Raw genomic sequence first — 6160 nt, forward strand, 5'->3', positions numbered from 1 at the left:
GACTGGCTCGACGCGCAAGCGCTGGAAACGCTCTACCTGTCCGCGATCACGGTAGCCGAGCTGCGTGCGGGTGTCGCGCTGATGCCGGTCGGAAAGCGCCGGATCAGCCTGCATGAGAACCTGGAAAAACGCCTGCTGCCGATGTTCGCCAATCGGGTGATGTCGTTCGATATGGCTTGCACGAAAGCCTATGCCGAGCTGCTGGCCAAGTCCCGCGCTGCCGGTTTGGCGGTCGAAACGGCCGATGCCTTCATTGCCGCCGTCGCCCTTGCCAACGGCTTTGCCGTCGCCACCCGTGACACCACCCCTTTTGAGGCTGCCGGGCTGAACGTCATCAATCCATGGGAGGCGGTACAATAAATCAGACATCAGTGACTTCCTTACCGAATATCCGGCAACGTGTTGACCATTTGGCGCAATATCTCTAGGTGACGCTTTCGCCGTAGCCCTCACTGCACAATCCGCCAAAGCAGGTCCTGCCATTGGGGCAGGATTTTTTCGGGGAGGTAGCGGGCACTTTGGGTGGCACCGGCGGTGCGCAAAGACTCCTGTATTTCGGCGGCATCCGGGTGATAAATCATCTGCCGCAGCACCTGCACCAGGCTGCCGGTATCGTAGGGGTCAAAATAGCGGGCAGCATCGCCATACACTTCACGATGCACCGGAATATCCGAAGCCGCTACCACACCTCCGCAGCGCATGGCTTCCACCCCGGAAAAATCAAAACCTTCGCCCACGCTGGGGCACACCGTCACCACGGCCTGCCGGAATAACAGGCGCAGGGCTTCGGCAGGCACACTATGGAGTAAAAATAAACTGCCCTGCTCTATCCATGGCAAAAACCCCTCCAGAGCGGTCTGATAATCCCAGCCGATGTGCCCGACAATAATCAGCTTCAGGTCCGGGTCCATCGTGCTGCGCAAAGCTTCCCAGGCTTCCAGCAGGCGACTGTGATTTTTGCGTGGCTCCACGGTAGAAACCATCAACACAAAACGGCTGTCTGGACCCAATGCCTGGGCATAAAAACGGGTTTTTTCTTCTTCGTTGCCAAACACCCTGGATAATTTATAGACCTTGTATTTTTCTTGTTTGCCTTTGATTTTCCCCTCAAACTCACCATGCAAATGGCGGCGGACAATACCGGGAATACGCTCTGGCTCGGGTTCTGCCGGAAAATAATGGCTGGGCAGCATGTTATGAATCGTGTGGGCCAAAGGCTCGGCTTCCGGAAACAGATTCAGCAAATCCCGGCGGGTTGCGTCCGATACACAGGCAAAATGCGCACCCGCCCGCACATTGGCAGCCATCGCCTGAAAATGGCTGGCCTGATGAAAAGCCCGGTCGGAAATCGTGTGGGGCATCAACACCGGAATGGCATCATGATAATGCACCAGCAGCGCCGTGCCCTTACTCACCCGCGCCGGGAAAGGCGTCTGGGCAATCAGCACATCCACCCCTTGGGTATTCAGGCGCGGATAGCGGGACGCCAAAGAAAGCTGGGCACGTTCAATGCCCACCAAATGCATGCTGCGCCAAGGGTAGGCACAAACCCGATAATCCCCGCGCAGCACCGCCTCCCGATCCGCCGCAGGCAAACTACGCCCATATAATTCCTGCCAAACGTAGTCCCGAAAATAGCGGGTCTCAAAATGCCCCAGTGGAATAGCCCCCATCCCCATCCAGGCTTTTCCGCGCAGGCGCCAGCTTTGGATAAGATTTTCCAGCCACTCGGCGACATCCCCTTTCCAGTCCACGGCAGTGCGGCCTTTCAGGGCCACCACCACCCGCGCAAAACGATGCACCCGCTCGGCCTCACTGAGGGACTTATGCCCATAAACACCACCGCGCACGCTGCGTTTGGACATCTGCAGCAAGCCCGACAATTCCACACCGGGCAAACGGGCCAACACCCCGTAAAGCAGGCGAGTTTCCTGGGGAATCCCGTAAAAGCCATCCAGGGCAGGGCGCATTTCCATGAGAATGCGGAGGTTATTTGGTTTGTGCTCCATAAAATTCAACTTCCTGTTTATGATAATAAAGTTGACCTTTTCATTGCCGAATCCAGTTTGGCCATTCAGGCGCAGCGCTTCCACGCCACAGATTTTGTTCCGCGTCCCAGACCAGACCCTGCTCAGGCCAGAAATTCCGGCAGGCATCATTGCGGCCAGTGGCGGTAAAATGGGCGAGAAATTCATCATGCCCACCGGCCTGTATCTGGCGCACAGCTTCGGCCAGGAGGGCGGTTTCAATGCCCAGGCCAAATACCCGACAGGACAGCACCATCTGCATGATGGCGTTGTCCTGCAACAAAGCCAGGGCAATCAGCCCATGGGGTGCAAAACGGTCTTGCGCCGAAACGGCGAGCAAAACACCCCCCGCCGCCTGCCAGTTTTGCAGTTCAGTATCGCTCCAGCGCTGGCCAGTGGTATTGAACTGATTGGTTTTGTTGAGTAGCTCCAGCGCACGTGCATAGCGGGGATGCCTGCCATCGGTCACGGTCTCCACCTGCAGAGTGAGCTGCAAGGACTCCAGCCAGGCCGCCTTATCCATGTTCTCAGCCGCTGCATCCCGCTGTTTTTTGGCCTGAACCAGTTCGGTGCGCCGGGCAGACTCTGCCGACACATGGGCGACCTGCGTTTCCACCGAATAGAGCAGCAGATGACGCCATTGCTCCGGGTCACCGCTGAGGGTCCGCATCTGTGGGTAAGCATGGGTAACTTCCGCAATTTCCAGAGGGTTATCATCTATAAACAGCACATGCTCAGGTAACAGGTTGGTTTCTGCCAAAATCTGCGCAATGGCCTGCGACTTGGGCTGCCAACTGATGTGTATCGCGCAGAAGTCCTCCAGACGCAAGCGGCTCCCCCAGACTTTGGCAAAATTTTCGCGAGTGCTGATGTCCTCATTTTTGCTGCAAATAGCCAGCAAAATTCCCCGTGCCTTACAGGCCAGCAGGGCCTCGGCATAACCCAGGGGCCAACCTTCGGTGACCTCCAGCGGGATGATCTCATCCAGCTCCGCCAACACGCCTTTCCAGAGGGTATTATCCAGATCGGTAATAATCAGTTTGACCTGCTGATCACCCCGCAAAATCTGCAATGCGGCCTGTACTTTTTCCAGAATCCCCAGATGAATCAGATCTCCCTGCCGACTACCCCGCATGCCTCCATGGGTAAAATGGGAAACATACCCATCATAGGCCGTGCTGTCTCCGTAATGCAGGCGCAAATCATTCAGCTCCAGATAAAAAACACGGTGCTGCACCGCCAGGGCCTCTTCCAATGCGTCATTCAGGTGGCGAATCAATGCATATAAGCTATTCTGACGATTACGCCCCAGCAGACCGTTGATCCGGGGCATGGGCTCCAGAAAACCCAGGAAAAACACAGGAAGCCCCTCGGGTAAGGCCGCCAGTATGCGCTGCACCTGGTTTTGCAGTTGCTGACCAGCCCGTTCCCGCAAATCGGACCAATCCACATCAGCGCGCAGATGAAATAAATCCCCATCGCCGTTTTCCGCCACCATACTCAGCAAAGAACGCAGGGTCAGTTGCACCAGCACCCCGTCAAAATCCTCCGCAGAAAGCAGGGGCACATGATCATGAGGTCCAGAATCCATCAGATAGTGTTTAACGGGCCAACTCGCTGCGAGCGCGGTTTGCAGCAGGCCTTCCACCTGACAAGTACCCAGTAAAGCTATACGGGGTGGTTTGCGGTTTTGAATAGCTCTTAAGTAAGGCGTTGGAGAATGTTGTTCTCTTTCTTTCCAATCCAGTAGTGCAGAAAAATTTTTCTGGCGTTGATTGTAAGCCTGTCCTTCTACAGAATTTTGAAGCGCCTGTATAACTCGCTGACGTCCCCGAGATGATTGTACACGCTGCAAATAGAAGCTTTTTCCTGTAGGGTCTATGTTTCGCCCCAGATACTTCAAATAAACCGCGTCCAAAAAAGCGTCATTATCCAGTTTCTGTAAACTCGCGGCATCCGCAAGGGAACTCTTACGCTGTAGCCAATGCAGCCGCCACGATATTTTTACCTTGCTCGCCAACGTACTCAGCGCCCCCGCCGCACATACATTTCCACACCCCAATGACCACCATGATCTTCCAGACGGGTATGGATTTCCTGAATCCCGGCTTCCTGAAAAGACTGGACCAGACGGTTCAGGTTGTAGGCATTCATCTGCATGTGCGGTTCTTGCATTGGTTTCCCACGCAGGGCATTGACCAGTAAACGGCCACCCGGTACATGGTGACTCAAAAAAGTGGAGCACGGATGTCGAGGAATGACTTGTGCGTATTTGAAATGGAAAACCGCCATTCCGCCCGGTGCTAGATGGGTCAATAACTGCTGCAAGAGGCGTTGTCCGCGTGCTTCAGGAATATGCTGAAACACAATAAAAGAAAGCATAAAGTCAAACTGTGCGCCGGCAATTCCCGAAAGCTGCTCATCGGCCAATAGCCATTGCACATTATGCAGGTTGGCCAGTTGGGCAAGGCGCCGGGCCTCGCTGAGCATCGCCGGGGCCACATCCAGTCCCGTTACCTGCCCAAAGCGCCGCGCCAAAGGCAAGGACAGCCGCCCGACCCCGCAGCCAAAATCCAGCGCACTACCCGTCTGCCCGTTGGCACCAAAAAAGCGCGTGCATTGATCCAACACCATATTGACGTAACGCTGACCGGAATCCAAAAATTGCGCGAGTTGCGCATCGGAAAGCGCTGGCTCCGCATAAGCCGATTCACTCAACACCCCAAAGTAAGGCCGCTCGCGCGCAATATGCTGCCAATCGGCATTACTGTCCGGAAGCATGGCTCACATATTCGTATAGTAATGCACGGCTTCATTGATATCCTCAATGACCCGCAAACGCCCGTTTTCGAGAATAGCCGCATGATCACAATTACCCAGAATCAGATCAGAATGATGAGATACCAACACCATCGCCTTGGTGGCTCGCCGTTTCAGTTCATCCTCACAGCGGCGGTTGAAACGCGCATCGCCCACCGAAATGACTTCATCTACCAGATAACAGTCAAAATCCACCGCCATACTGATGGCGAAACTCAGCCGCGAATTCATACCCGAAGAATAGCTTTTCACCGGCTCATCCAGATAAATGCCGAGTTCGGCAAAGTCTTCCACCTGCGCCACAGTTTCCTTCACATCGACCCCATAAACCCGGGCAATAAGACGAGCATTATCACGGCCCGTTAAACTTCCCTGAAAAGCACCCCCAAAAGCCAGAGGCCAGGAAACCGTCATACCGCGATGCACGGTTCCCGCATCGGCCCGCAAAGAACCGCTGATAATCTGAATGAGGGTGGATTTGCCCGCCCCGTTCGGCCCCATAATACCCCAGCGTTCACCGGGGTGAATCTCCAGGGAAATGTCATCCAGAATCAGACGCATATCCCGACCATGGTGGATGGGAAAGGATTTGCTGATACCATCAAGAATCAAGCTGTTTTCATTCACGGATAATTACTCATCATCATCCCCCATGAGCTGACCAGAACTCCGCTGGCGTTATAATACGATACTGATCTCCCAGAGCCAGCAGATCCTTGTCGCCGGTGATCAAATAGTCTGCTGTGCTGACCAAAAATGTCTGTAGCACCGGTTGATCCTTCTCGTCTCGCAATTGAGGATCGCGAGATTCCAAGGGTTCAACGATATCGGCCATAAACATGAGGCAATCGGCCAAATCTCGAATTTCCTGACTGCTCATCCTCAACCGTGTCAAACGGGGCAAAACGCGTACCATTTCGTCCAGAATGTAGTGAGAAAGCACGGCATCCAGCCCACCCTGACGCCAGGTCAAGACGATACTCCCCGGTACGCTGGCAGGACAAGCTATACCCGACACCAGTACATTGGTATCCAGGACCACACGAAGCCTGGACATTAGCGCTTGACGCGTTCGGCACTCACCGCAGCTTCAATTTCGGCCATGCCCTGCTCAACGGGCACCTCAGAATAGCAAGAAGCTATCCGGCTACTCAGCGTCTCAAAACGCTCGCGCATGCGTCGGATGCGAGCAAACAGCTCCGCATCCACCAAGGCTGCAACGGGCTTGCCATCTTTGTTGATAACGATGCTGTCGTTACGGTATTGAACCTGGTTAAGCATTTCACCAAGATTCTGCCTGAAATGCACAGCGC

General features: G+C 54.7%; 7 protein-coding genes. 1 reads left to right on the forward strand and 6 read right to left on the reverse strand.

Annotation, left to right across the window (positions count from 1 at the left end; genetic code table 11):
* Nucleotides 1-360, forward strand: a 360-nt coding sequence (locus tag AC2VLY_RS09990; protein ID WP_486922199.1) for a PIN domain-containing protein, incomplete at its 5' end; no start/stop codon positions are given.
* An 89-nt stretch (nucleotides 361-449) separates the two neighbouring features.
* Here the strand turns inward: AC2VLY_RS09990 and AC2VLY_RS09995 are convergent.
* The 6 genes from AC2VLY_RS09995 to AC2VLY_RS10020 form a co-directional block, all read right to left on the reverse strand.
* The gene (locus tag AC2VLY_RS09995) at nucleotides 450-2009 is read right to left on the reverse strand and encodes a glycosyltransferase family 4 protein (RefSeq protein ID WP_486922200.1); all 1560 of its coding nucleotides are present in this window, start codon (nucleotides 2007-2009) and stop codon (nucleotides 450-452) included.
* 40 nt (nucleotides 2010-2049) lie between these two features.
* Nucleotides 2050-4089: an HAD-IIIC family phosphatase gene (locus tag AC2VLY_RS10000; RefSeq protein ID WP_486922201.1), complete on the reverse strand. Its 2040-nt coding sequence runs from the start codon at nucleotides 4087-4089 to the stop codon at nucleotides 2050-2052.
* Nucleotides 4053-4808 (reverse strand): class I SAM-dependent methyltransferase, encoded by a 756-nt coding sequence (locus AC2VLY_RS10005; protein WP_486922202.1) that lies wholly within the window; start codon nucleotides 4806-4808, stop codon nucleotides 4053-4055. The genes AC2VLY_RS10000 and AC2VLY_RS10005 overlap by 37 nt, the downstream gene beginning before the upstream one ends.
* A 3-nt stretch (nucleotides 4809-4811) precedes the next feature.
* Nucleotides 4812-5474 carry an ABC transporter ATP-binding protein gene (locus tag AC2VLY_RS10010; protein WP_486893230.1) on the reverse strand — a complete coding sequence of 221 codons (663 nt, stop codon included), beginning with the start codon at nucleotides 5472-5474 and terminating at the stop codon, nucleotides 4812-4814.
* Between the two features lie 16 nt (nucleotides 5475-5490).
* Nucleotides 5491-5904 carry a putative toxin-antitoxin system toxin component, PIN family gene (locus AC2VLY_RS10015; RefSeq protein WP_486893229.1) on the reverse strand — a complete coding sequence of 138 codons (414 nt, stop codon included), beginning with the start codon at nucleotides 5902-5904 and terminating at the stop codon, nucleotides 5491-5493.
* Nucleotides 5904-6160 (reverse strand): type II toxin-antitoxin system Phd/YefM family antitoxin (locus tag AC2VLY_RS10020; RefSeq protein ID WP_486922203.1); only part of this gene is annotated, 257 nt, incomplete at its 5' end. The genes AC2VLY_RS10015 and AC2VLY_RS10020, both read right to left, overlap by 1 nt.

This window comes from Acidithiobacillus sp. TH-A36 (genome assembly GCF_057473445.1).

Excerpts from the sequence above, each read along its gene's own strand:
- AC2VLY_RS10015 (WP_486893229.1), bottom strand. The coding sequence starts at position 5,904 with ATGTCCAGGCTTCGTGTGGTCCTGGATACCAATGTACTGGTGTCGGGT.
- AC2VLY_RS09995 (WP_486922200.1), bottom strand. The coding sequence starts at position 2,009 with ATGGAGCACAAACCAAATAACCTCCGCATTCTCATGGAAATGCGCCCT.
- AC2VLY_RS10005 (WP_486922202.1), bottom strand. The coding sequence starts at position 4,808 with ATGCTTCCGGACAGTAATGCCGATTGGCAGCATATTGCGCGCGAGCGG.